The following is a 23,420-nucleotide window of genomic DNA, read 5'->3' as shown; positions in this document are numbered from 1 at the left end:
AGAGCGCTCGGACCGGCAGCCAGGCAGCGATGGAACCTATGTCACCCGTTCACGTGGCCTTGGCCGCGGTCACATATCTCCTCGTCAAGCACGCGGTTGCCGATTTCATCCTGCAGACGGATCAGATCTTCCGTCAGAAGGGATCCTACGGCGCCGCAGGCGGGCTGTGCCACGCGCTGATCCACATCCTGTTGACCGCGCCCGTTTTTCTCTTTCCCGGCGGCGGGCCGATGCTCGCGGCGGCCCTCCTCGCAGCCGAATTTGTGCTGCATTATCATATTGATTGGACCAAAGAGCAGATCGTTCGCAGCGAGAATTGGACGCCCAAGGACAAATATTTCTGGTGGGCGCTCGGGACCGATCAGCTGCTGCACGGACTGACCTACATCGCCATCCTCTGGATTTGGCTTCCCCTGGCCTGACCCGCCCAGACCTGCCCGGACCACAGCTGCCCCCGCGCCCTTTTGCGCATCTTGCGCACCCTCGCGTGCCCCTGGCATATGGCCGGAGCCGCGGGATGGCGCGCCAACCTGACAGCGCAATTAAATTTTATCGAACGCACGTAACGTTTCTCTCCCACCTGCCGAAAACAACCTTGAAGGGGTGATTTTGGACCGGAAGGCTCGTGACGCTGAGTGGACAGGCTTAATGCGCGCCGCAATCGCGGGCGATCAGGACGCCTATCGCCGTTTGCTGTCTGAGCTTTCGCAGGTCCTCAGAGGCGTGGTCCGCCGAGGCTTTGCCGGTGTCGGCGTGCCCCGCGGCGACGTGGAGGATGTGGTGCAAGACGTGCTTCTCGCAATCCACCTGAAGCGGCATACCTGGGACCCGTCCCTGCCGCTCGGCCCCTGGGTCATGGCGATCGTCCGCAACAAGATGATCGACGACCTGCGCCGGCGCGGCCGCCGTCCTGAGGTCCCGGTGGATTTGAATGACTTCGAGTTCGAAGGCGAAGATCAGCAAGCGTCGATCGATGCCCACGATGTCGGACGCGTACTTGACCGGCTTTCGGACAAGAATCGCGACATCGTCCGCTCGATCAGCATCGACGGACAATCGGCCCGGGACGTCGCAATGCGTTTGGGAATGAGTGAAGTGGCCGTTCGCGTCGCCTTGCACCGAAGCCTGAAGTCTCTCGCAGAGACCTATCAAGAGAAGAAAGCATGAAGACGGACGATCTCATCAATGCCCTCGCCGCCGACGCCAAAAGCGTCGAACGGCCGATTGCGCAAACGGTCGCGATCGCCGTCGGAGTGGGCGCGCTGGTTTCAACGCTGATCTTCTTCTGGTCCCTGGGCTTGCGCGCCAACTTCGCGGAGTCGGCTGTGTCTTCGCTCCGGTTTCTCTTCAAATACGTGCTGACGTTCAGCCTTGCCATCCCCGCTTACGTTCTCGTTCGCGGGCTGTCGCGGCCGGACTTCCAGCCTGGAAATAAGCTCTGGTGGCTAGCGCTCGCCCCGGCGCTGCTTTTGAGCGCAATGGGTCTCGAGATGCTCGCAGTGCCATCCGATCAGTGGCACGCCAAGATGGTCGGCTACAATTCGCTGACCTGCCTGGTCGTTATCCCTCTGCTTTCCTTTGCGCCGCTGGCTGCCGTTCTCTATGCGCTGCGCCAAGGCGCGCCCGCCAACCCGGCACTCGCCGGGGCTATCGGCGGTTTATTGTCGGCCAGCATCGCGGCGACCCTCTACGCCAGCCATTGCCGCGACGACAGCCCGTTGTTTCTTGCAGCCTGGTACACCATCGGCTTCGTCTTGATGACAGGGATCGGCGCGCTCGCGGGATCTCGCATCCTGCGCTGGTGACAGCTTTCTAAAGCAGATCGCGAATGCGATAGTAGAGCATGCCCAGAGCCAGCATGTAGTTGCCTGCGATATCGCTCAACGGCAAGCGCGTGTGCTTGATGCGGTCGAAGAGATCGAACTGCTCCGTCGTCCCGCAAATCGCATCCGACACGATCTCCGCCGCAATGTGCGTGGCGTTGACACCATGCCCCGAATACCCCTGCAGATAATAGAGGTTGGGCTCGAGCCGCCCGATGGCCGGGACGCGATTGACCACGATCGCAATCGTCCCGCCCCAAGAGAACTCGACCCGCGCATCTTTCAGCTGCGGGAAGACCTCGATCATGCGCGGGCGCATGGTGCCGGCAATGTCCGCTGGATCGCGGTTCGTATAGTTGCAGCGGCCGCCGAAGAGCATCCGGCGGTCCGGCGTCATCCGGTAATAATCGAGCACGACATTGCTGTCGGCCACCGCAAAGTTCTGCGGATCGACGCTCGCCGTATCGCTGCCCGTGAGCGGCTCGGTCGCGATGATGTAGCTGCCCGCAGGCAGCATCAGGCCCTTGAGCGCTGGCTGGCCGAAGCGATTGAAAATTTCACCGCCGATGACGATGGAGCCCGCTTCCACCCGTCCGCGCTCGGTTTCGACCCAGGGCTTAGCGCCGCCGTGAACTTTGATCGCTGGCGAATTCTCGAAAATTTGCACGCCGAGCTGTGCCGCGGCATTGGCTTCGCCCCGGACCAGGTTGAGCGGATGCAGGTGGCCGCTGCGCCGGTCGATGTAACCGCCGTAATAGGAACTGGTGCCGAGCACGCGCGGCATCTGATCGGCTTCGACGATCTCCAGCCCGCCGCCATCGCCATCCTTGATGCGATCTTCGACATAGGCGCGCATATGGTTCATGTGTCGAGGGCGCGCCGCAACTTCCATCCACCCGTACTGCAAATCGCAGGCGATGCCGTATTTCGCGATCCGGCTTTCGATGATCTCGTGCCCGCGATAGCGAATGTCGCGCACCAGCTTCGCACCCGCCGCACCGAGCTGTTTCTTGATCGTTGCTTCGCCGCTGATGCCGCCGATCATCTGGCCGCCGTTGCGGCCTGACGCGCCCCAGCCGATGCGCTTGGCTTCGAGGAGGACCACCGAGCGGCCGCGTTCGGCCATCGTCAGCGCGGTGGCGACGCCGGAAAAGCCGCCTCCGATGACGCACACGTCCGCCTTGACCGTACCCTCCAGCGCCGGATAGCGCGTCTGGTCGTTTGCGGTCGCCGCGTAGTACGAGCGTATGTAATCTTGAGCCGTCACGATGAGCCGGTGATTAGCGCGCCGCGTTCGCAAACACAATGCCGGGTGACATTGTCAACCGGTAGCCCCGAACGCCCAGCGCTCTTCCCGTTCGGCCCTGACGCGCTGACGTCTCGTGAAAATGGCCGCGGCAAGAACGCCCGTCGTCACGATGCCGATCAGGATCGTCGAGATCGCGTTGATCTCTGGCGTGACCCCAAGGCGCACCTGGGAGTAGATCTTCATCGGCAGCGTCGTGGCACCAGGCCCCGTGGTAAAGCTCGCAATCACGAGGTCGTCGAGCGACAGCGTGAAGGACAAGAGCCACGCTGAGATGACCGAAGGCGCAATGATCGGCAGCGTCACCTGGAAGAAGGTTCCGAGGGGAGTCGCGCCAAGATCCATCGCCGCCTCTTCGATGGACTTATCGAAATCCTGCAGCCGCGCCTGCACGACAACGGCAGCAAAGCACATCGTGAACGTGATGTGCGCCAGCGTGATGGTCCAGAACCCTCGGTCGAAACCGAGCGCCACGAAGACGAGCAGCAGCGACAGGCCCGTGATGACGTCCGGCATGACGAGCGGGGCGAAGATCATGCCCGAGAACAGCGTCCGCCCCGGAAAGCGCCCCATCCGAACGAGCGTGATCGCAGCAAGTGTGCCGAGCACGGTTGCCACGGTCGCCGAGATGAAGCCGACGCGAAGCGTCACCCACGCGGCATCCTTCAACGACTGATTTTCCAGAAGCGAGCTGTACCATTTGGTTGACCAGCCACCCCAAACGGTCACGAGCTTGGATTCGTTGAAGCTGTAGATGACGAGCAGCAGGATCGGAATGTAGAGGAACGCGAAGCCCAGCGTGATCGACGTCAGGTTGAACCAGGAAAAGCGACGGTTCATCGGCCGGCCTCCCGCACCTTCTCCTGCTGCCGCTGGAAAATCACGATCGGGATGATCAGCACGAGCAGCAGGATCACGGCCACGGCCGATGACAACGGCCAGTCGCGGTTATTGAAGAACTCGTTCCACAGCGTCTTACCGATCATCAATGTGTCGGATCCACCCAAAAGATCGGGGATCACGAACTCGCCGACAGCCGGAATGAAAACGAGCAGGCAACCGGCAAACACGCCCGGCAGAGACAGCGGAACCGTGATCTGCCAGAAGGCCCGCCACGGCTGCGAGCCTAAGTCTTGCGCCGCCTCGAGCAGCGACGGGTTGATCTTCTCCAGGCTCGCATAGAGCGGCAGGATCATGAACGGCAGGTACGAGTAGACGATGCCGATATAGACCGCCGTCGTCGTGTTCATGATCTGCAGCGGCTCACTGATGATGCCAAGCTTGATCAGGAACATCGAAAGAAAGCCTTCCGGCTTCAGGATCGCGATCCACGCGTAGATGCGGATCAGGAACGAGGTCCAGAACGGCAGAATGACGAGCATGAGCAGCGTCGGCTGCCAGGACTTCGGCGCCCGCGCCATCCCGTACGCCATCGGATAAGCGACGAGAAGCGTCAGAACCGTCGAGATCGCCGCGATCTTCAAACTCGAGAAGTAGGCGTTGACGTAGAGCGGATCGCCGAAAATGAAAGAGTAGTTCTCGAAATCGAGCTGCGAGATGAATTCGCGAATACCTGTCGACCAGCTGAAGACAGGCACGTACGGCGGAATGGCCGTCGCGAGATCGGAAAGCGATAGCTTGAAGACGATGAAGAACGGAATGAGGAAGAAGACGAGCAGCCACAGATAGGGCGCCGCGATCACGTACCAGCGTTTGAGGCTGGAGGTCTTTGTGCTCATGCCTTGCCTCAGCCCGTCAAAACCACGCCCGCGTCGATCGGCCAGTCGAGCCAGACATTATCTTCCCAGCTGATCGGCCGCTCGACGGTGTGTGCAGAATTCGCCCGCAGCGCCGTGATCCGTTCGCCGGGCGCCGTGCGCACATGGTAATGCGAGATCGACCCGAGATAGCCGATGTCCTCGACCTTGCCCGGGATGACGTTGACGGTGCTGGAGGGCTGCTCATGCGAGATACGGATCTTCTCGGGCCGGAGCGCCAGCCATACCTGCTGGCCGACCGTCACCGGCTCTGAACTGCGCGTCTTGTACTGATAGCCGTCCTTCGCGTTGATCTCGATGCAGCCTTCGTTAATCGCAGCGACCGTCCCCTCGAAAATGTTCACGTCGCCGATGAAGCCGGCGATGTAGCGCGTCTTCGGATTTTCATAGATATCCCCGGGGGTCGCGACCTGAACGAGCACGCCCTTCTCCATGACGGCAATGCGGCTTGCGACCGTCATCGCTTCTTCCTGATCGTGCGTGACGATGATGAAGGTCGTGCCCGTCGTCTCCTGAATGTGCATCAGCTCGAACTGTGCCTGCTGGCGCAGCTTCTTGTCGAGCGCGCCGAGCGGCTCGTCGAGCAGTACGATGCGCGGCTTCTTGGCGATCGCACGCGCCAGCGCCACGCGCTGCTGCTGCCCGCCGGACAGCTGGTTCGGCTTGCGTTTGGCGAACGGCCGGAGCTCCAGCATGCCCATCGCTTCGTCGACGCGCTCGGCGATGTTCTTCTTGGGCATCCCCTCCTGGCGCAAGCCAAAGCCGATGTTGGCCTCAACCGTCATGTGCGGGAAAAGCGCGTAGGACTGGAACATCATGTTGACGGGGCGCTGATAGGGCGGCAGGTCCGTAATGTCCTGGCCCGCCACGATTGTTTTGCCCTGCGTCGGCCGCTCGAAACCCGCCAGCATTCTCAGAAGCGTGCTCTTTCCGCAGCCCGAAGGACCCAGAAGCGCGAAGAACTCACGCTCATAGATGTCGAGCGTCACATCGTTCACTGCGACGAAATCGTCGAACCGCTTCGTGATGCCCTCGAAGCGAACGATCGGCGGCAGGTTCGGATTTTTCCAAGGCGCAAAGCCCGACTGCGGTGCGGCGGTTCGACGTCCCGCACGCTGCGAAGAGGCATTGTTCGCCTGTGAATCGCGTGCAGTCACAACACTCATGATCGAGGTCCTAGAGCAGTTTGCAGAGTGGCTTAAGTTCGGAAGAGCGCTCCCTGCGGGAGAGCGAAGCATGAAAGAAAAAACCGCGCCAGGATTTTACTGGCGCGGTTCTTGGTTATTGCCCAGTCGTAATGCGTGTCCACGTTCGTGTGACGATCCGCTGAGTTTTGTTGTCCCAAGCGGTTTTGACGTACAGCTTCTTGAATGTCTCAGGGTCCGGATAGACCGCCGGATTCTTCAGGACGCTCTCATCGATATCCTTCTGCGAGGCGAGGTTGCCGTTGGCGTACTGGATGTAGTTCGACGCCTTGGCCATCACCTCGGGCCGGTTGAGATAGTTGAGGAAGATATGGGCTTCTTCGACATCCTTGGCGTCCGCAGGGATCGCCATCATGTCGAACCACATCTGCGTGCCTTCCTTGGGGATGTTGTACTTGATCACCTGCCCGTTCTTGGCTTCCTCCGCGCGCGTGCCCGCCTGAAGAATATCGCCCGACCAGCCCAGCGCCATGCACGCGTCGCCGTTGGCCAGCGCGTTGATGTATTCGGACGAGTGGAACTTCTTGATGTAAGGCCGGATCTTCATCATCACCTCTTCGGCCTTCTTGAAGTCCTCCTCCTTCGTGGTGTTGGGATCGAGTCCGAGATAGTTCAGCACCACCGGCAGAACGTCTTCCGGTGAATCGAGCACATAGATCCCGCAATCCTTGAACTTGGCGGCAATCTCGGGCTTGAAGATCATGTCGAGAGAGTCGACGGGTGCATCCGGCATACGCTCTTTGATCTTGGCTTCGTTGTAGCCGACGCCCGTTGTGCCCCACATCCAGTTCATCGCGTACTCGTTGCCTGGATCATACTGAGCGACGCGATTGTAAACGTCAGGCCATGCGTTGGCGAAGTTCGGGATCTTGGACTTGTCGAGTTTCTGAAAGACGCCCGCTTTGATCTGCCGTGACAGGAACGATCCCGTCGGCACGACGATGTCGTAGCCGCTACCGCCGGCCAGCAGCTTCGTCTCAAGAACTTCGTTGCTGTCGAAAACGTCGTAGACGACCTTGATGCCCGTTTCTTTCGTGAAATCCGTGAGGATCTCAGGATCGATGTAGTCCGACCAGTTGTAGACTTTGACGACCTTCTCTGCCGCCTGCGCCATCGGCGCCACCAGCGCCATAGCAAGCACGACAGAACACGCGGCGCGACGCACCACTTTTCCAACCCTCATTCAGAAACCCTCCAGACCCGGTACAGCGGCGGAGGCGGCGATGGCGTTGCGGTTAATTCCGTAACGTAGCAAACCGCCGCTAACTCCGCGCTTTGCTCAACATCCACCATACTGCTCGCTTAAATTTCGAAGCACAACGGACTTAATTGGAAAATGTTAGGGGCGGCCGGGCACGCAAAAGCCTATAATCCGCAAACTAAACTGCGCGTTCTCAGGTCAGCACGCTGCCGCCTTAGGCAATGGCTTTTTGAGACTTAACGAAGGCGGATAGACCCATGCTTCGTCGCGGCTATTGAGGTCCCCTCACCCGGCAGGTTAAGTCTGTTGCACCTTCGAACTCGCATCCATCGTGTCTGACGTCTCGCTAGAGGCAAGGAGCATAGCCTTGACCGGCCGCGTACCCGGCCCGGCGTCTCGGCAAACATGAAGCATTCCATCCATCGCTCCGGCCAGCGCGCCGCCAAGACCAAAACGACCAAAGCAATCACCCAGGTGTCCTTATGAATACCCCGACCGCACGAATCCTAAGCGAAGACGGCGACTTCGGTGTCGGCTCCACGCCCGAAATGCTGCGCGATTGGCTGCGCCAGCACCGCATCGAGGAAGTCGACTGTGCCGTGCCCGACATCGCTGGCGTGGCGCGCGGTAAGACCATGCCGGCCGAGAAATTCGTTAAGCTCGGGCCTGTTCACTTACCGATCTCGATCTTCCACCAAACGATAACGGGCGACTACGTCGGCTTTGAAGAGGACGGGCAAGAACTCTACGCCGAAAGCGACCTGATGATGGTGCCGGATCTCTCGACGATCCGACCTGCCCCCTGGGCCTCGAGCCCGACGGCACAGGTCATCCACGACGCCCAATGGCAGAGCGGCGACCCGGTCGAGATCGCGCCCCGCAACGTGCTGAAACGCGTCGTCGATCTTTACGCGAAGGAAGGCTGGGTGCCCGTCGTCGCGCCCGAGCTCGAATTCTATCTGACGAAGACCAACCCCGATCCCGACTATCCGCTTGAGCCGCCGATGGGCCGGTCTGGCCGCCCAGGCGCGGGCCGCCAAGCTTACAGCCTCGGCGCGGTCGACGAGTACGACAAGATCGTCGATGACATCTATGAATTCGCCGAGCGGCAGTATCTGAAGATCGATACGATCATCCAGGAGGGCGGCGCGGCGCAGCTTGAAATCAATCTGCTGCACGGCGACCCGGTCGATCTCGCCGACCAGGTTTTCCTCTTCAAGCGGACGATCCGCGAGGCGGCTTTTGCTCAGAACTGCTACGCGACATTCATGGCGAAGCCCTTGGCCAACGAGCCGGGTAGCGCCATGCACGTCCATCAGAGCGTCGTCGACGCAAAGACCGGCAAGAACATCTTCACGCAGGCGAATGGCGAGCCGAGCAAGCTGTTCTTCAACTTCCTTGCCGGCCAGCAGGCTTACTTGCCCGCTGCGATGTGTCTGATCGCACCCTACGTCAATTCCTACCGCCGCCTCGTGCCGAACGGCGCCGCACCGATCAACGTTGAATGGGGTTACGACAATCGCTCCGCTGGATTGCGCGTGCCGATTTCTCCGACCTCGGCGCGTCGCGTTGAAAACCGGCTCGCCGGCGCCGATTCAAATCCTTACGTTGCGCTCGCAGCCAGCCTCGCCTGCGGTTATCTCGGCATGAAGAATGACCTGGAGCCCCGGCAGGCAGTCGTAGGTAATGCTTATCGCAACGACCATCAGCTCCCCCGCGGCCTTCTCGAAGCCCTGACCGATTTCGAGGAGAACTCAGCGCTGCACGACATTTTGGGCAAACGCTTCTGCCACGTGTATCTGGCCTTGAAACGCAGCGAGTTTGAAGAATTCATGCGCGTCATCAGCCCATGGGAGCGCGAGCATCTGTTGCTCAGCGTCTAAGGCATCTTGGACCGGCGGTCTTGGCGCCCGCCGGTCTACTATCAGCGCACTTCGTATATTCAAGCGGCCTGCTGTTATTGAAACGCAGTCCCCAGATGCGGGCATTTTCGTCCCTAAATGCCTGCTTCGGTCATAAATTCTTAATACTGCTCCCAAACAAGTTCGAATTTTCAGCCAATCTTGGATTGATTTCAAATAGGCCAGAGCAAAAGTAGCCACGCGGGCGGGCGACCCCGCGCCTCGAGCATGCATTTCGCATCTCGGACAGGACGCGGATTCTTTCGATGACGAAGGCGGAAACCTTGGCTGACAGAAAAAGCGAAACGATTCTCTTCGTCGATGACGAGCCGCTTTCGCTGAAATATTTCAAAAGCTCGGTCGGAAAATACGCAAACGTCGTGACCGCCAGTAGCCCCGAAGCGGCAATGGAAATCCTGGCGAAGTCCGGCAACGATATCTCCGTCGTCGTGAGCGACGAACGCATGCCGCGGGAGAGCGGCGTGTCATTTCTGAGCGAGGTTCGTAAATCGTGGCCCTCAACGATCCGCGTACTGACGAGCGCCTACGCTGATACCGAAAATCTTCAACAGGCGATCAACGCGGCAGCGATCTACCGCTTCGTGCCCAAACCCTGGGACCTCGATGAATTATGCGCGGCCATGGAGGACGCTCTCCATGCCGAGAGGTCGGCGGCCGCCCTGGCCGAACCGGTAATCGGTCCGAGCGCCGGTGGCGATGCCGAAAGCGCCAACCTCGCGCTGCTGGCCATTCTCGCCAATGGCCTCGATGCACCCCTGAAATCGCTGGATAAGGAGGCCGGGCTTCTCGCTGAATTCAGCCAGCCGGGCGCGCTGGATCCCTCGCCTTCCGTCGCGACGTCCTTTCTTGGAGCCTGGGCCTCGAGGCTCCGCCTGGGCAAAATCGCAGCATCTGCGGCACAGATACGCCGCGACGTAGAGCATTGCCGGTCACTTGCAAACTCGATCGGCAACCTCGCCCGCAGCCTTGCCGATCCCGCCGTGACCCCGACGTCGTCCATGGCAGACACGATCTGCGAAGTCACCGAGCAGGCCCTCGTCCCCGCATCTGGAGATGCCCTCGTCCAGCCACCCGCCGGCCAAGACTTCCCCTACGCTATGCCGCGCGAAATTATGAAATTCGTTCTCACCAATTTGCTGCGTGGCGGTACACGGCCCTCCGCGAGTAACCCCGGCACTTTCCCATCGATAGAATTAGTTTCCGCAGCCGGTCATAATGAAGTCCGGATCACCTCCGCGACATCGGATCGCGGAGCCCCCGCTTTGGAGAATAATGAGACTTGGCGAACAGTCCGCTGCGCCTTATGGGCCTTCGGAGGCGAACTTTTGTCGTCTACTGACAAAGCCTTGGGCAAATCGACGCTCACAATGTGCCTTCCTAAGGCATAATCCGGCCAGTGTAACTTCTAAGACCTTAGATGAACTAGATTCATCTAAACCCTTTCTAAATTCCACCGCGCCAAACTGAACCACTGTGATAATCTTTGTTATCCACTTTGGGCGTCGTTCAGTTATGGAGCAGTCCCCTTGCGCATCGAACGGGATATTGATCGCACAGTTTCTTTTAGGAGTAGTCAGGGCACGGTTTTTCGCGGGACGCTGAGCAAGCTCTCACGGCGGAATATCGTTTTTGAAATCTATAATCCCTTCTCTCCCGTCCAGATGAGCGAGGTCCTAAGCGACCTCAAGGTGCGGCGCGGCAAGAACCTCGTCTATCAAGGCGATGCGGTCGTAACCGGCATTGTCGCGACCAGCATTCTGGTTGTCGTCTCGGCAACGCTGGTCAACCAGTGGTCCTCGGTCGATACGATCATCTCCGACCCGGCCGGTCTTGGAGCCGAAGTCGGCCGCTTCGTCGAGGAATGGGACCGTGCCAACAAGCTCCAGCCCAACTACCAGCTCAAAGTTGCCGACCTCAGGTCGTTTCTGAGCGATCTTAGCTTCTGGCTGGACCAGGTCGATTTGGCGGTCGAGGGCGAACCCTCAGGCAGCCACGGCTTGCTCGACACTGCCCACTATGAAGAGATCAAGGCGCCGGTGATGCCGCGTCTAACGCAGCTTTTTCTCGAACTAGAGGAAGCCTGCCGCGAACTCGAGGTCGATGAGGTCGAGAATCATAAGCAACTGGCGCAACGGGATCTTTTGCCGTTGATGATGGCTTCCCCATTCTTCAACCGAGTCTATTCCAAGCCTCTGGGCTACGCTGGCGACTATGAGATGGTGAACATGATGTTCCGCAAGGAGCGTCGTGGAAAGACCACCTACGGCCAGATCATCAACGATTGGCTGCTGAACGGGGGCCCCCCCGAAGCGCACCGCAACCGCATCTATATGCTTGGCAAAATGCTCGACAAGGCTGCCGAGGAAGCGGCTGCAGCGAACAAGCAGGTCCGAATTTTGAACGTCGGCTGCGGGCCGGTGCAGGAACTCCAGCTCTTCCTGTCCAAGAACAAGGAAGCGCACCGCTTCACCTTCGATCTTCTCGACTTCAATGCCGAAACGCTAGCCTACGCGAAACGCCAGATCGAAGCCGCCACAGCTGGCAACGAAGAAGGGCCGAACGTCACCTACATCCTGAAGACCGTCCAGGATCTGCTGCGCCAAGCCATCGAACTCCCTGAGGCGGCCAAGACCTACGACATCATCTACTGCGCAGGCCTCTTTGATTACTTGTCTGATCGCGTCTGCACCAAACTGGTACGCCTCTTCCACCAATGGTGCGAACCCGGCGGCCGCGTCATCGTGACGAACGTCCATTCGTCAAACCCTGTGAAAGGTTTGATGGAACATATTATGGAGTGGCACCTGGTCCTGCGGGACGAGTCCGATATGGTTCGCCTCGCTCCAGATCTTGGGCCGCTAAAGATTTATACAGATGAGACGGGTATCAACGTCTTTCTTGAGATAGATAAACCCACCGTCTTACGGCATGGATGACAAGAACGACCTTCGGCGCGCCTTCGAGGCTGAAGAGCAAGAGCTTCGGCTGCGGCAGTCGAAGGTCGCGTGCATCCTTGGCATCGTTCTGATCCCGGCGGGTTACGCCCTCGATCGCATCAGCTATTACGATCAGCTCACGACTTTGACGGTCATCCGCTTCGCTGCTGCGGGGCTGATTGCCGTCATCTACGCCTTGCACTTCTGGGACAAGACCGCCGCCCACGTTCGCTACCTGACAATGGCGGGCCTGCTCATCGCCGTCGCTTCGATCTCGGTGATGATCGGCATCACCGACGGCGCGAACTCCACCTACTACAACGGGCTCTTCCTCATACTTTTTGCCGTGGGCGTGCTGGCGCCGATGCAGCCGTTCGAAGCCGCACTCCTGTGTATATCGACGCTGGGCATCTACATCATCGCATGCCTGCAGGCGCCTGACGCTGCAGCGACGACGAAAACACTGCTGAACAACCTCTACTTCCTTGTCTTGACGTGCATCATTTCAGTGACGGCCGTGCACTTCAATTATCGCCGCCGCTTCAACGAATTCCGCTTGAAGTTCAAGCTTGCTTCCCAGCACCAGGAACTCTCCGCCCTCGATCGCCTGAAATCGCAGTTCTTCGCCAACGTCAGCCATGAATTGAGAACACCTCTGACGCTCATCTTGGCGCCCGTTGAACGGCTGAAAAATGAAGTGGCAGCCATCAGCCCATCAGCGGATCAACTCCTCGGGGTCATCGAGAACAACGCGCTGCGCCTCCTGCGGCTCGTGAACGACATTTTGAGCCTCATTCGTCTGGAGGAAGGGCGCGCCACGCTGTCCAAGAAGCCCGTCGACATGGCGCACTTCATGAAGCACACCACCTCTTCAATGAAGCATCTCGCGTCGCTGAAGGGCGTCAACCTCGAGCTAGCTGAACCCGAAGGCGACCTGCTGATCGATGCCGATCCCGACGCGCTCGAAAAGATCATCAGCAACGTCATCGCCAATGCGATCAAGTTCACGCCACCCGGCGGCCGCATCGATATCTCGGCCGGGCGTGAAGGCGACATGGTGACGATCAAGATTTCCGACACCGGCATTGGCATCCCGGCCGAGCAGCTCCCCCATATTTTCGATCGTTTCTACCAAGTCGATGGCTCCGCTACGCGCCGGCACCAAGGCTTGGGCCTTGGCCTCGCCCTCGTCCGCGAACTGATCACGCGCCACGGCGGTGACGTCACAGCAACGAGCGATTCAGGCCGCGGCACCACTTTCGTTTTACGTTTTCCTCATGCCCTACAGGTTACGCAAATCGATATGAGAAATTCGGATGAAAAGCCGGATGGATTAGCCGACGATCCGCTGCGCGCGTTCGATCGGAAAGCCTCGGCCCGGGCCATCTTGGTCGGCGACGACGCAACGCCGGTAGTTGCGAAAACCGGCGATCTTCAGCAGCAAGACGATCGCCGCGATCTCCCTCTCCTCCTCGTGGTCGATGATGAACCGGATATGCGCCGCTATCTGGTCTCCATGCTCCGCGAGAACTATCGCATCATCGAAGCGCCCGACGGCATTACCGCGCTCGAGAAGGCCAGAGAACAAAAGCCCGATCTCATCCTGCTCGACGTCATGTTACCGGGCGTTACGGGGCTTGAAGTCTGCCGCTCACTCAAGGAAAGAGCCGAGACGCGGTCCATCAAAATCATCATTTTGACCGCTAGAGCCGACGAAGATGCCAAGATCACAGCTTTGAAACATGGCGCCGATGACTTCCTCATCAAGCCGTTCAGCGGCTTGGAAGTGCGCTCGCGCATCATCAACCTGATCAGAGCCGCCCAGCTCGAAGCCGATCTGCATCGGACGAACGCCGAACTCAAGCAAAGCCTGCAGCAGCTTCGTGAGACCGAGGCGGCCCTCGTCCAAAATGCTCGCCTCAGCGCGCTCGGCACGATGGCCGCCGGCCTCTTGCACGAAATCGGCAATCCGCTGAACTTCATGGGAACAGCGCTCCAACTCGCCGCCCGGGATCCGACTGTCCAGGCCGACCCCGATACGGCCGACACCCTGAAGGATATCCAGGCCGGCTATGAGCGCATTCACCGCGTCGTCACCGACCTCAGAGGTTTCACCGCTCCGCACCGGCCCGAGCATCCGCGCCCATTTCAAATGGAAGCGGCCATCGACCATGCGCTGCGCTTCACCGCGCACGTCCAGAAGGGCATCACGATCACGAGACACGATGCCCCCAACGGGACGGTCGTCGGCTCGCAGTCGACCATCGCTCAGGTGCTCGTCAACCTCATCGTCAACGCCGTCGCGGCGGTCCGCGCGATTGAAGAGGAACGCAAACCAGAGATCACCATCACGTCGGTTATTGAAGGCGAGGAACTGATTGTCTCAGTAAGAGACAATGGTACGGGCATCGATCCCAAGATCCAAAATCAGATTTTCGACCCGTTTTTCTCGACAAAAGACGTGGGCGAAGGCATGGGGCTCGGCCTCGCGGTCAGCCATCGCATCATCGCCAACCACGGTGGTTCACTGAGTGTTAAGAGTAGTCTTGGAGAGTGGACGGAGTTCCGTTTCAACCTCCCGATCGCGTCGGACAAAGAGAACCAGGTCTTCCATGGAGTCCTTTCGTACTGATCAGCCCGTCGAGATCCTGATCGTCGACGACGAGCCGCAGGCCGTCAAATACTTCAAAAAGGCCTTCGGCACGAAGTATGACGTGTTGACGGCGACAAGCGCCGACGAAGCCGAATCCCTTATTCTCTCCGGCAATCACAATATCGCGCTCGTCATCTCGGACCAGCGCATGCCCGGACGCAGCGGCGTCAGCCTTTTGAACCGCATCCGTAACGAGCGCCCCGATATCATTCGCATGCTGACGACGGCCTACGCCGATCTCGACAGCGCCATCGATGCGGTCAACAAAGGCGAGATCCTTCGCTATATTTCGAAGCCTTGGGACCTGCGCGTGCTCGAAGCCGAAATCGAGCAGGCGATCACGTTCTACCTTCTAAAAAACGAATACGACATGCTTCTGCGCGATAAGCTCAGCGCGCTGCATCGTACCCTGTTGCGCGATCGCATGAACGACCTCGCGATGTTGTCCGGCTTGCTGCCCTACAACAACGCGCCGCTCACGATGTATCAGTACTTGAAAGACGCGATCGCCGAGACCTCCTGGCGCCCATCGGCGCAGAAGGTCTGGTCGCAGCTGCGAATTCGCGATCACTGGCGCATTCCGGTTGAAGAAACCCAGCGCGCCGTCGATCTTTCCACGGAACTGACGAAGCCGCCGCTGCTCGCCGACAGGCAGGCTGGCGAAGTTGATCTGATCGCAACGCTCAAGGACTGCGCCGACGCCATCAACAAGGACCTCGGCGCCAACCAGGTCGTGATCAATGCCCCTCCGCGACCGATGATTGTTTTCGCCGATCCGTCAGCGATAAGCGAGATCATGACACGCCTTCTCGGACCTATGAGCCAGTGGGCCGCGACGGGCAGCACCCTGCTCGTCAACGTCTCGCAAGATGCGGCCAGCGGCGATCACGACGACGTCGCCATCCATCTCGAAGTCCGCAATTGCGAACCCCACCGTTCGATGCAGGATTGCGTGCTGTTTACAGCGCCGCTGCATACGGCCCCGAAGCGGGCGAGTGATTACTTGAAAGCAACGCTCGCCATCGGCCACATGGGTGGCACCATCAGTTCGCCGCCAATGGAGAACGGCTACAAGGAAGTCCACGTCACACTGCCCACGCGCACTCGCCCCGGCGCCCGCAAGATCAATGCACTGCCGAAGCAGTGGCTGCAGGATCTGAGCGACGAATATGAGAAGTGGGTGCTGGGCACGCTCGAAATGGCGGCCTGAACGACCACGGGGCGACCATCATAGGTTAAGCCGCGAGTTCTTCCCGCGGCAAGCCTAAGCTCTTCAAAATAGGCAACCATCCCGGCGGCGTTCAAGTGGCCGATGGCGCATGGCTGCGCTCTTAATGCATTTGTCGCCCCGCCACGGCGGCACCTTAGAAATGCTGTCCTTTTTCGCCCGCACATAGCTCCTGTGCGTTTTCCCCGCACCCCGCTTGAGATTGCTGCGAAGGTATGGCCCCTAGGAACAGGTCGCCACGAAAAGGAACCAAATTGCCGGGAATGACATGTGTTGACGGGGAGGACATCGCGCTTGCTTCCAGCCTTCGTTAACGCCTGCCCGCGTCAGGAGATAATCGGATGACGGCTCATGTATGGGTGAAGGATGATGGCTTTCTCTTTACCGGCATCTTCAGCAAGCAGCGCGCAGCGTTTTTAAACGACGGGCCACCGTCAGCGGCGGCACGGCGAGCGGACTTGGCCAAGCTGAAGCAGGCGCTATTGGCGCGCCAGACCGCCATCGAAGCTGCCGTGAGCAAGGATTTCGGCTACCGGGCTCCCTACGAAACGCGGATCATGGAGATCAACCCGATCGTCCAGACGATCAACTATCTCCGCCGCAATTTGACGAAATGGATGCGCCCCGAGCGCCGCCGCGTCGCCCTGCACTTCCGCCCTGGACGCACCAAAGTCGTCTATCAGCCACTCGGTGTCATCGGCATCATCTCGCCTTGGAACTACCCGGTATCGCTCGCGCTCATCCCGCTCGCCACCGCCATCGCCGCCGGCAATCGCGCCATGCTGAAGCCATCCGAAATGACGCCCGCAACCAGCGAGCTTCTCCGGTCGATGCTGCGCGAGCTTTTTCCGGAGGACCAGGTAGCCGTGGTCACCGGCGGACCAGAAGCCGGTGCAGCGTTCGCACGCCTGCCCTTCGATCATCTCATTTTCACCGGCAGCACCAGCGTCGGTCGCTCCGTGATGAAGGAAGCAGCCGGCAATCTCGTTCCGCTGACACTCGAACTCGGCGGCAAGTCACCCGCCTTGATCGGACCCGATGCCGATATTGAGGCGGCAGCGACAAGCATTGCCTTCGGCAAGCTAGCAAACGCCGGGCAAACTTGCATCGCGCCCGACTACGCCTTCGTGCACGAAAAGGATGCCGCCGCCTTCGTGGCAGCCTTCGATGCAACTGCGCGAAAATTTTATCCGCGTGGCGCGGCGGACCGGAACTACACGTCCATCATCAACGCGAAGCACTACAATCGCCTGCAGAAGCTCATCGATGATGCTAGGCACAAGGGCGCAAAAATCATCGAAGTCTCCGATGCTGGCAATTCAGATTCGCGCAAATTTGCTCCTGCCATTGTGCTCAACGTCACCGATGACATGGCCATCATGCAGGAGGAGGTCTTCGGGCCAGCACTGCCTGTGATGACCTATCGGAACCTCGACGATGCGATCGGCTACGTCAATCGCAAGCCCCATCCTCTGGCGCTCTATTACTTCGGCAAGAACAGCGAAGATCAGCAAAAAATTCTGATGCGCACGACCTCCGGAAACGTAACGATCAACGATACCTTGATGCACTACGTCCAAGACGATCTACCATTCGGCGGCGTCGGACTGTCGGGCATGGGCGCCTACCATGGTCACGAGGGCTTCAAGTCGCTGAGCCACGCCAAGGGAGTCTTCCAGCAGAGCAGGTGGAATTTTGCCCGCATCCTGCACCCGCCCTTCAACAAGACGACAGATATGGTCATCCGCTATTTTCAAAGATGACTTTACCTGCCAAATCGCATGTATTCGGCCGCGCTTGATCCCTCGAGGCGCAGCGGAACTGAAGTACCAGAAAAAGGAATTCGAATGCAGGAGACAGTGGTCAGGGTCATTTGCGCGATCGGGCAATCCGGTCAGCTTGGCCTCAATGGACAGCTGCCGTGGGAAGGCAATCGCGACCCTGAATACGTGGCCGACGTCGCGCGGTTTTTCGATATCACGCGAGGCCATGTCTTGATGGCAGGCCCCAAGACCATCGGCGCAGTTCCGGAGTTTGCGCGCAAGGACCGCACGCTCTTCGTCTTACGCTCGCACATGGATCCTGAGGAAACGCTCAAGCAGTTCGCCGGCCGCGTCGTGTACATCGGAGGCGGCCCGCCGGTTTGGGACATCTACGCGCGATACGTCAGCCATTGGGACATTACGCGGTTGCCCTATGACGGCCCAGCAGATCGCTGGTTCAATCCAAACTGGCTGACGGCTGGTCAGTATGCCGACGGACCCAATGCGGCCCGCGCCACCTGATAAGGAAAAGGCCAGATGCGATGAACGCGTCTGGCCCCAATTGCGCAAGGATTGAGTGATTTTTCGCTATTAATGCTGACCGCCCTTACGGCCGGCTTCAGCCGCCCGCTGAGGATCATTCCGAAAATTTCCGCCGCTCTCATGTCCGCCTTTACGGCCGGCCTGAGATGCGAGCTCGTGATTCCGCGAAAAGCTCCGCTCATGGTCCGGAACGCTTGCGCCGCCCTTACGGGCGATCTCACGCTGCTTCTCGGCATCCATGGATGCAAAGCCGCGTTTTGATGTTCTGTCCTCTTGAGCCATGTGGACGTACCTTATTATTTGAAGTGGAATTTGCGCCTCGAACGATCGAGACGAGGTGATCGTTGCTAACAACACGGCCACGCTCTGGTGACGGCGGCAACGTGAAAGGAACACCTCTTCGCCGGGTCGGTTCCGCGAATTCTTAAACGGCGATCATGACGATTTCGCAAGGATGATCCGCGAGCGGAGCTTCGCAGAAAAGAAGCCGCGCAACCGTCTTGCCCTGAGGCCGTTAAACTCTCGAAGACCTCGAGGAGCCGACGTCTACAAAGGAAGCAAATGGCAGAAAACGATCGCAATCGTCCACGGATCTACACGCCGGAACAAGTGACCCAGGGGGAAGTCATCCTCAAGCAGCCGTGGCAACGCGCTGTCTTTGTGACAGGCCTCGCCGCGGCCGTTCTTCTCCCCATCGCGGGGCTCGGTATTTATTACTTCAGTTGAGCGGCGCCTGTGCCGGCGCCGGCACAGCTAGATATCGAAGTCGTCGCCGCTGCCCCAGTAGTCGTCGCCACTATCGTCCATGGCGTCCTGCATCTCGTCCTGTGAGCGATCGGCGTCAGCCAAGTCGCGCTGCGCCTGATCGCGATCATCCTCAGCATCCTGCGCTTGATCCTGGAGCTGATCGGCGGTCTTTTGATCCGCCGCGCCGGTGCCGGCCTGCGCGCTGCTGCCGCCGCCGAAGAGGCTGCTGATGCTGTTGGCGAGGAACACGCCGCCCGCCACGCCGGCAGCCGTCGACAGGGCCGACTGCAGGAAGCCGCCGCCGCCTCGACCCTGACCAGCCGCGGCACCCCAAGGGCTGTTGGACTGGGTGGGCTGCGGACCGGCTTGAACGGCTTGGCCAAAGCTAGGCCGTGGCGCGTCCGGCGCTCCCGGCTGCGACGGCGGCGCGTCCCGCGACCCGCTTTGCGGGACGGACGATCCGCCTCCGAGGAAACTGCCGCCGCGCCCCGTATACTGAGGCGCTTGCTGCTGCTGTTGCCGCAGGGCGTCTTCAAGCTCCCGAATACGGACCTCTGCCCGTTCCACGGCCTGCTGTTGAACGATGACGGTCTGCGCCAGATAGTAAGGCGCATCCGGAGAGCGCCGTACCAGATCCTGAATGAGCATTAAGGCTTCGGGATCCTTCTCAACGCCGCCGAAATTGCGGAGCCGCGCAAACAGATCCTCTATGAGCTGCTTCTCTTCCGCGTTCATGAGGCCAATCTCCCTTGCCTTGCTTTTCAACGAAACTTCTGGCGACGGATGTAGGAACCGGATTGTGGAACGCCATGGGCCCCAAGATTAATTTTTAGTCCTCCAGGGAGCTGCGCCGCCTCCAGCCGCGGAAAGAGCCGCGGAAAGATTGGCCTGCGAGACCAGCGATCGAAGCGGAGCCGTCAGGAACGGCCGATCCCGCAAGGGGCGCGCCTGCGAGCCAACGCAATGCAACAAAAACTCAGGCTCACGCGTTTCCGCTCGCCCACGTGGGTGTATCAGAGTGAGGATTTGCCCTTGAGCAACGAAGATTGGGGCGGCCTGCCCGGCAGTGTTCTTGTAGATCTGTATCTCCGCCTGCGTGACGAAGTCGACCGCAAGCGCCAGACCCTCGATCCTAACGACAGACTTCGAGCCGCAATCGCCATGGCGGTGCTTGAACTCTCGCAGGGCGCATCCGGATCGCTCAACGATATAGAAACGCGCGTCCGCCGGCTTCTGGATCTCTCAGAAGATGGGACTGCGTCCTTGCATGCCCTGATCTTTCCGGAAGCACCCATCGGCCCGGCGCTTCCTGCACACTCGGCAGCGACGCCCCAGGCGAGCGAACGCCTCGCCGCTCTTTCCGCATCGTCCGGGTTCGAGCCTAGAGCCGCCAACGCGGCCTAAGCTTCAGCCGGAACTTTTCCGGCAGAGTAGTGCTACCCTGTCCTGTCAGACCAACAGGCTGGAGGTTCTCATGGACAAGGTCGCGATAGGGTTTCTCTTTGTACTCGTCGTGAGCGTTTGCTCTGCGCTGGTGCCCATGATCAACAATGTGAACCCCTGAAACACAAAAAGCGGCCGCAAGGGCCGCTTTTCGCATTTCCGGGGTGAGGACCCAAGACTTAAAACTTGACCTTGATGCCGCCGTAGGCCGCGAATGGCATCCCCGGCACGACGGTGCGCGGATTGTCCTCGTCGAACTCGACGCCCGTCTGATCTGACAGATCGTTGGCTTCATCGACGCTGAAGTAGGTGCCGTACAGCGAGTAACGCTTGTCGAACAGGTTCTCGAACAATCCGTAGATCTGGATGTTCTCGGTGATGTCGTAGGACGTGTGCAGGTTGACCTTGGCGTAGCCCGGAAGCGGACGCGAGAGGTTCGCCTGATCTTCGAAGAAGAACTGCGAGCTTGCAGCCACCACGTCGGCACCCACTTTCCACTTAGGCGTCATCCAATAGTCGAAGCCAGCCTTGAAAGTGTGCGCCGGGATACCCGAGAGGCGGTCGCCCTTGCGGACAAAGGTGCACTGGAGTTCTTCATCGTCGTCACCATCACCGCCACCATCATCATCATCCCCGCACGGGAAGACGCCAGGACCGTCAGGATGGTTGGGCGCCGGGAAGTACGGGATGTTCGATTGGAACGTAGCGTCCGTGTAGGTGTAGTTACCGTAAGCGAAGAGGCGCTGCGAACGGTAGGCGATGTTCGCCGTCACACCCTGACGCAGCGTTGTGCCGATGTTCTGGAAGTAGCCACGGCCCGTCTCCGTCGAGGCAGCGCTCATGATGTCGTCGGAGTTCTCGGTGCGGAAGAGGCCGAGACCCCAATCCCACTGCGAACCGTTCCAGTTGTTGATCGTGCCACGGAGACCCGTTTCCCACGTGCGCGAGACGACTTGCTTCAACGGCGGATCCGCCGTCAGGAAGCTCTCGATGATGCAGGGATTTTCAGGGTCGGAGCATGCGATTTCCGCAGGCGTCGGCGCGCGGTTCGCTTCGGAATAGCCACCGTACCAGTTGAGACCCGGATTGAACGTATAGGTCAAACCGGCTGTCGGATTGAAACGGTTGTACTTGTTGACACCGTTGAGCTTCTCCATTTCGTCATTTTCGGAATCGCCTGTGTTCTCGATCTCGATGCGCGCAAAGTTGTAACGGCCGCCGACAGTCAGTGCGAGCTTATCGGTAATATTGAAGGTATCAGCAAAGAACGCTCCGAAATAATCGTTGGTCGTCGTCAGTGAACGCGGGAAGAGCTCTTCGCCGTCCAAGATGATGCCCGTCCCGTCGACGACGAACTTCGGCTGCATGTAGCCAAGTTCGCTTTTCGCCGAATAGGCTACTTTGCCACGATCATAGCTGACACCAACGACGAACTGGTTTTCGTGACCGAAGAGTCTGGCCCTCTCGGTGGCCTGAAGGCTGATGCCGAAGCCATCAGCATTCTGCGACGTCTGGTCGATCGAGCCGTAGCCGACGTCGGGGTTGAATGCGATACGCTGCCCCGGATTGGCCGGATCGAACACGAACACCGGCTCCCCATCCGAGCACAGCGTACTGGCGTCATCCTCGCACGCACCCGGGTCCTCGAACAGGTTCCCGTCCGCATGTTTCTGGTTGAAGTGGCGATAGTACGTGGCGCCTGAGATGGTCAGCGTATTGGTCGCCTGCACTTTACCGTTCAACGAGTACATCTGCATCTCGTTGTCGGACGTCTGCGGCGAGGTAAAGGTCAAGCGCCGGCTGATGTCGAGAAGCTGCTCAGGCGCTGCCGCCGTCACGCCGACATGGTTGTCCGCGCCCGTGAAGTTGAAGTGGAACTCCGCGCCGTCGCCTTTGACGCCAAGGTCGAAATAGCCACGGCGAACTTCAGCCTCGGAGAAATCACGGAACCCATCATCATTGATGGCTTCGAACGCGCCGTAGATGCCCCAGTTGCCGCTCCGATATCCGGCTTCGGTCGAGACCTGCTTGCGGCCGAACGAACCAAAGCGCGTGTCGATCTCCACGCCCTGATAATTGAAGCCGTCCTTCATATCGAGGACAATAGCGCCACCCAGCGCGTTGAGACCGAACACGGGATTGCCGGTCACGAGGGCGACGTTGTTGATCGCGTTCGACGGCAGGAAGTCCCAGTTGACGATGTCGCCGAAGGCTTCGTTGATCCGCACGCCATTCTGATAGACGGCGAGGCCCTGCGCGACGCCGTTCACTGGCGAGGCTTCAAAGCCGCGGTATTGGATGTTCGTCTGGAACTGGTTGCCCTGAAGATCCCCGATGATCACACCCGGAATCTGCGTCTGAAGCGCTTCCTGAACGATGACTGTTCCGTCTCTTTTCAGATCGGAAGAGTTCATCTGGTAGACGCTACCCGGAACCTTGTTGACCGGAATTTCGCTGCCGCCCATCGGCGACATCTTCACGACGCTCGACTCGACGGGCTCGGCGAAATTCGCCTCCACCGGAGTTGCAACGGCGGCCGGGGGCGCGCTCGCCGCAACCGGAGCCGCAGGTTGCGGCTTTTTCTTCTGTGTAACGGGCTTCGGCTTCGCCTTCTGCTGTTCCTGAATAACTTGAACTTCGGGAAGGTTCTCGCCTGCCGCTGGAGGACTCTGAGTTGTACCACCCGCATCCTGCGCAAGCGCAGGACTCCAATCCCCGATCAAAAGCGCTACGGCTGCTGCCGAAGCAAGTAACTCACGAGTCATCCCCTGACTTCCCCTATTTTATTGTTGGCGCTTTCCTTGACGCTGCCCTGCGTCACGTCCGGCGCTTACCCCGTCCCAGTAATCACGACTCTGACTACTGCCCAGGA

At 59.5% G+C, this 23,420-nt stretch carries 20 protein-coding genes; 12 read left to right on the top strand and 8 right to left on the bottom strand.

Annotated features, from left to right (window positions below):
- The first annotated feature begins 38 nt into the window (after positions 1–38).
- The 3 genes from VFG26_RS00705 (at position 39) to VFG26_RS00695 (ending at position 1,805) form a co-directional block, all read left to right on the top strand.
- Positions 39–422, top strand: coding sequence for a DUF3307 domain-containing protein (locus tag VFG26_RS00705; protein WP_325021192.1), 384 nt, complete (start codon positions 39–41; stop codon positions 420–422).
- 187 nt (positions 423–609) lie between these two features.
- Positions 610–1,167 carry a sigma-70 family RNA polymerase sigma factor gene (locus VFG26_RS00700; RefSeq protein WP_325021190.1) on the top strand — a complete coding sequence of 186 codons (558 nt, stop codon included), beginning with the start codon at positions 610–612 and terminating at the stop codon, positions 1,165–1,167.
- The gene (locus VFG26_RS00695) at positions 1,164–1,805 is read left to right on the top strand and encodes an NrsF family protein (RefSeq protein ID WP_325021188.1); all 642 of its coding nucleotides are present in this window, start codon (positions 1,164–1,166) and stop codon (positions 1,803–1,805) included. The genes VFG26_RS00700 and VFG26_RS00695 overlap by 4 nt, the downstream gene beginning before the upstream one ends.
- A 7-nt stretch (positions 1,806–1,812) precedes the next feature.
- Here VFG26_RS00695 and VFG26_RS00690 read toward each other — a convergent pair whose 3' ends face one another.
- The 5 genes from VFG26_RS00690 to VFG26_RS00670 form a co-directional block, all read right to left on the bottom strand.
- Entirely contained in the window at positions 1,813–3,090 is a 1,278-nt protein-coding gene (locus VFG26_RS00690) for an FAD-binding oxidoreductase (RefSeq protein WP_325021186.1), read from the bottom strand.
- A 54-nt stretch (positions 3,091–3,144) separates the two neighbouring features.
- Entirely contained in the window at positions 3,145–3,969 is an 825-nt protein-coding gene (locus tag VFG26_RS00685) for an ABC transporter permease (protein WP_325021184.1), read from the bottom strand.
- Positions 3,966–4,868 carry an ABC transporter permease gene (locus VFG26_RS00680; RefSeq protein ID WP_325021182.1) on the bottom strand — a complete coding sequence of 301 codons (903 nt, stop codon included), beginning with the start codon at positions 4,866–4,868 and terminating at the stop codon, positions 3,966–3,968. Before VFG26_RS00680 ends, VFG26_RS00685 begins: the two co-directional genes overlap by 4 nt.
- A gap of 8 nt (positions 4,869–4,876) precedes the next feature.
- On the bottom strand, positions 4,877–6,073 hold the full coding sequence (locus tag VFG26_RS00675) for an ABC transporter ATP-binding protein (RefSeq protein ID WP_325021180.1): 1,197 nt from the start codon (positions 6,071–6,073) through the stop codon (positions 4,877–4,879).
- A 115-nt stretch (positions 6,074–6,188) separates the two neighbouring features.
- Positions 6,189–7,295, bottom strand: coding sequence for a polyamine ABC transporter substrate-binding protein (locus VFG26_RS00670; RefSeq protein ID WP_325021178.1), 1,107 nt, complete (start codon positions 7,293–7,295; stop codon positions 6,189–6,191).
- 500 nt (positions 7,296–7,795) lie between these two features.
- On the opposite strand from VFG26_RS00670, the gene VFG26_RS00665 reads away from it, so the two are divergent.
- The 7 genes from VFG26_RS00665 to VFG26_RS00635 all read left to right on the top strand — a co-directional run bounded on the left by VFG26_RS00665 (position 7,796) and on the right by VFG26_RS00635 (position 18,337).
- Positions 7,796–9,196, top strand: a complete 1,401-nt coding sequence (locus tag VFG26_RS00665; RefSeq protein WP_325021175.1) for a glutamine synthetase family protein — start codon at positions 7,796–7,798, stop codon at positions 9,194–9,196.
- A 302-nt stretch (positions 9,197–9,498) separates the two neighbouring features.
- Positions 9,499–10,623 (top strand): response regulator, encoded by a 1,125-nt coding sequence (locus VFG26_RS00660; RefSeq protein WP_325021173.1) that lies wholly within the window; start codon positions 9,499–9,501, stop codon positions 10,621–10,623.
- A gap of 273 nt (positions 10,624–10,896) precedes the next feature.
- Positions 10,897–12,171, top strand: a complete 1,275-nt coding sequence (locus tag VFG26_RS00655) for a class I SAM-dependent methyltransferase (protein ID WP_325021171.1) — start codon at positions 10,897–10,899, stop codon at positions 12,169–12,171.
- On the top strand, positions 12,164–14,803 hold the full coding sequence (locus VFG26_RS00650; protein WP_325021170.1) for an ATP-binding protein: 2,640 nt from the start codon (positions 12,164–12,166) through the stop codon (positions 14,801–14,803). Before VFG26_RS00655 ends, VFG26_RS00650 begins: the two co-directional genes overlap by 8 nt.
- A complete protein-coding gene (locus VFG26_RS00645; protein WP_325021168.1) occupies positions 14,784–16,034 on the top strand; it encodes a response regulator in 1,251 nt (416 codons plus the stop codon). The genes VFG26_RS00650 and VFG26_RS00645 overlap by 20 nt, the downstream gene beginning before the upstream one ends.
- Before the next feature lie 359 nt (positions 16,035–16,393).
- A complete protein-coding gene (locus VFG26_RS00640; RefSeq protein WP_325021166.1) occupies positions 16,394–17,815 on the top strand; it encodes a coniferyl aldehyde dehydrogenase in 1,422 nt (473 codons plus the stop codon).
- An 84-nt stretch (positions 17,816–17,899) separates the two neighbouring features.
- Positions 17,900–18,337: a diacylglycerol kinase gene (locus VFG26_RS00635; protein WP_325021164.1), complete on the top strand. Its 438-nt coding sequence runs from the start codon at positions 17,900–17,902 to the stop codon at positions 18,335–18,337.
- A 69-nt stretch (positions 18,338–18,406) separates the two neighbouring features.
- Here the strand turns inward: VFG26_RS00635 and VFG26_RS00630 are convergent, their stop codons facing one another.
- Complete coding sequence (locus VFG26_RS00630) at positions 18,407–18,640, bottom strand: general stress protein (RefSeq protein WP_325021162.1); 234 nt, start codon at positions 18,638–18,640, stop codon at positions 18,407–18,409.
- A gap of 279 nt (positions 18,641–18,919) precedes the next feature.
- Between VFG26_RS00630 and VFG26_RS00625 the strand changes: the two genes are divergently transcribed.
- The gene (locus tag VFG26_RS00625) at positions 18,920–19,084 is read left to right on the top strand and encodes a hypothetical protein (RefSeq protein ID WP_325021160.1); all 165 of its coding nucleotides are present in this window, start codon (positions 18,920–18,922) and stop codon (positions 19,082–19,084) included.
- A 27-nt stretch (positions 19,085–19,111) separates the two neighbouring features.
- Here VFG26_RS00625 and VFG26_RS00620 read toward each other — a convergent pair whose 3' ends face one another.
- On the bottom strand, positions 19,112–19,840 hold the full coding sequence (locus tag VFG26_RS00620) for a DUF2076 domain-containing protein (protein ID WP_325021158.1): 729 nt from the start codon (positions 19,838–19,840) through the stop codon (positions 19,112–19,114).
- Between the two features lie 297 nt (positions 19,841–20,137).
- Between VFG26_RS00620 and VFG26_RS00615 the strand changes: the two genes are divergently transcribed.
- Positions 20,138–20,509, top strand: coding sequence for a hypothetical protein (locus tag VFG26_RS00615; RefSeq protein ID WP_325021156.1), 372 nt, complete (start codon positions 20,138–20,140; stop codon positions 20,507–20,509).
- 218 nt (positions 20,510–20,727) lie between these two features.
- On the opposite strand, the gene VFG26_RS00610 is transcribed toward VFG26_RS00615, so the two are convergent.
- Positions 20,728–23,313 (bottom strand): TonB-dependent receptor, encoded by a 2,586-nt coding sequence (locus tag VFG26_RS00610; protein ID WP_325021154.1) that lies wholly within the window; start codon positions 23,311–23,313, stop codon positions 20,728–20,730.
- Positions 23,314–23,420 lie beyond the last annotated feature (107 nt).

It is taken from the genome of Hyphomicrobium sp. (genome assembly GCF_035687085.1).
GTDB lineage: Bacteria > Pseudomonadota > Alphaproteobacteria > Rhizobiales > Hyphomicrobiaceae > Hyphomicrobium_B.
This window is presented reverse-complemented; position numbering and strand designations above follow the sequence as displayed.

Bases quoted from the DNA above. Each gene is read 5' to 3' on its own strand.
- VFG26_RS00705 (WP_325021192.1), top strand. From the start codon at position 39: ATGTCACCCGTTCACGTGGCCTTGGCCGCGGTCACATATCTCCTCGTC.
- VFG26_RS00695 (WP_325021188.1), top strand. From the start codon at position 1,164: ATGAAGACGGACGATCTCATCAATGCCCTCGCCGCCGACGCCAAAAGC.
- VFG26_RS00685 (WP_325021184.1), bottom strand. From the start codon at position 3,969: ATGAACCGTCGCTTTTCCTGGTTCAACCTGACGTCGATCACGCTGGGC.
- VFG26_RS00680 (WP_325021182.1), bottom strand. From the start codon at position 4,868: ATGAGCACAAAGACCTCCAGCCTCAAACGCTGGTACGTGATCGCGGCG.
- VFG26_RS00675 (WP_325021180.1), bottom strand. From the start codon at position 6,073: ATGAGTGTTGTGACTGCACGCGATTCACAGGCGAACAATGCCTCTTCG.
- VFG26_RS00670 (WP_325021178.1), bottom strand. From the start codon at position 7,295: ATGAGGGTTGGAAAAGTGGTGCGTCGCGCCGCGTGTTCTGTCGTGCTT.
- VFG26_RS00665 (WP_325021175.1), top strand. From the start codon at position 7,796: ATGAATACCCCGACCGCACGAATCCTAAGCGAAGACGGCGACTTCGGT.
- VFG26_RS00655 (WP_325021171.1), top strand. From the start codon at position 10,897: ATGAGCGAGGTCCTAAGCGACCTCAAGGTGCGGCGCGGCAAGAACCTC.
- VFG26_RS00650 (WP_325021170.1), top strand. From the start codon at position 12,164: ATGGATGACAAGAACGACCTTCGGCGCGCCTTCGAGGCTGAAGAGCAA.
- VFG26_RS00645 (WP_325021168.1), top strand. From the start codon at position 14,784: ATGGAGTCCTTTCGTACTGATCAGCCCGTCGAGATCCTGATCGTCGAC.
- VFG26_RS00640 (WP_325021166.1), top strand. From the start codon at position 16,394: ATGACGGCTCATGTATGGGTGAAGGATGATGGCTTTCTCTTTACCGGC.
- VFG26_RS00635 (WP_325021164.1), top strand. From the start codon at position 17,900: ATGCAGGAGACAGTGGTCAGGGTCATTTGCGCGATCGGGCAATCCGGT.
- VFG26_RS00630 (WP_325021162.1), bottom strand. From the start codon at position 18,640: ATGGCTCAAGAGGACAGAACATCAAAACGCGGCTTTGCATCCATGGAT.
- VFG26_RS00625 (WP_325021160.1), top strand. From the start codon at position 18,920: ATGGCAGAAAACGATCGCAATCGTCCACGGATCTACACGCCGGAACAA.
- VFG26_RS00620 (WP_325021158.1), bottom strand. From the start codon at position 19,840: ATGAACGCGGAAGAGAAGCAGCTCATAGAGGATCTGTTTGCGCGGCTC.
- VFG26_RS00610 (WP_325021154.1), bottom strand. From the start codon at position 23,313: ATGACTCGTGAGTTACTTGCTTCGGCAGCAGCCGTAGCGCTTTTGATC.